The following is a 1,353-nucleotide window of genomic DNA, read 5'->3' on the forward strand; positions in this document are numbered from 1 at the left end:
TAGTACTGCAACGGCACTCGGGTGGGGTGTGGTAGATCATCCTGGTGGTGGTCGATGTGGTGATGGATCAGCTGGATCGGGTGCATGAGCGGATCGCGGGCCGGTTCACCCGGTCGGAGCCGCGGGCCCGGGCGCGGGAGTATGTGGCCGGGCTGGTCGCGGGTCTGGAGCGGAAGAACGGGTGGACGCTGGCCGAGCAGGCCGGCGAGGTGTCCCCGGACGGGATGCAGCGGCTGCTGCGGTGGGCGGACTGGGACATCGACGGTGTCCGCGACGATGTGCGCGACTATGTCATCGAGCACCTCGGCGAGCCCGGTGGTGTGCTGATCGTGGACGACACCGGGTTTCTGAAGAAGGGCGTCCGGTCGGCTGGGGTGCAGCGGCAGTACTCGGGAACGGCAGGCCGGATCGAGAACTGCCAGATCGGCACGTTCCTGGCCTATGCCTCCGATGGTGGGCATGCGCTGATCGATCGGGAGCTGTATCTGCCTGAGCCGTGGATCGCTGACCCGGATCGGTGCCGGCGGGCAGGAGTTCCGGACGGAACCGAGTTCGAGACGAAACCGCGGCAGGCGATGGCGATGCTGGCGCGGGCGTTCGAAGGCGGGGTGCCGTTCGCGTGGATCACCGCCGATGAGGCCTACGGACAGGTCAAGTACCTGCGGGCGTGGCTCGAGGAGTGCGACGCCGCGTATGTGCTGGCCACCAAAGTCAACGACCTGCTGATCACCGCCACCGGCGGTGAGGCTCGGGCGGACGAGCTGATCGCGGGCCTGCCTGCCCAGGCGTGGCGGCGACTGTCGGTCGGCGCCGGCGCGCACGGCCCACGCGAATACGACTGGGCCCGGTTGCCGATCCGGGTCGGGTGGCGGCCCGGGCGCGGGCACTGGCTGCTCGCCCGGCGTTCGATCAGTGATCCGACCGAGGTCGCCTACTACGTCTGCTACGGACCCCGCCGCTCGACGCTGCTGGATCTGGCGTGGATCGCCGGGACTCGGTGGCGGATCGAGGAGTGTTTTCAGCAGGCCAAGAACGAAGCCGGGCTGGATCAATACCAGGTCCGGTCGTGGCGGGCGTGGTATGCCCACATCACGTTGTCGATGCTCGCCCACGCCTGGCTGGCCGTGTCCCGATCTGTTGCCGCAAAAGGGGAATCGGTGTCGGCGAGCCCGACATGATCGGGTTCACGTTACCGGAGATCCGGCGCCTGCTCGCCAAACTGGTCCTGCGTGTCGTCGATGCCGCCGACCACGTCTGGGCGTGGTCACGTTTCCGTCGCCGACGACAACACCAAGCCCGCCTCAGTCACTACAAACGACGCGGCTACCCACTCACCTGACTGCCGTTGCAGTA

At 67.7% G+C, this 1,353-nt stretch carries 1 protein-coding gene; it reads left to right on the forward strand.

Annotated features, from left to right (window positions below; genetic code table 11):
• Positions 1 to 44 precede the first annotated feature (44 nt).
• Complete coding sequence (locus tag AB0N03_RS52390; protein ID WP_364389001.1) at positions 45 to 1,178, forward strand: IS701 family transposase; 1,134 nt, start codon at positions 45 to 47, stop codon at positions 1,176 to 1,178.
• The last annotated feature ends 175 nt before the right edge of the window (positions 1,179 to 1,353 follow it).

The organism is Amycolatopsis sp. NPDC051061, assembly GCF_040682935.1.
In the GTDB taxonomy this organism is placed as follows: Bacteria; Actinomycetota; Actinomycetes; order Mycobacteriales; family Pseudonocardiaceae; genus Amycolatopsis.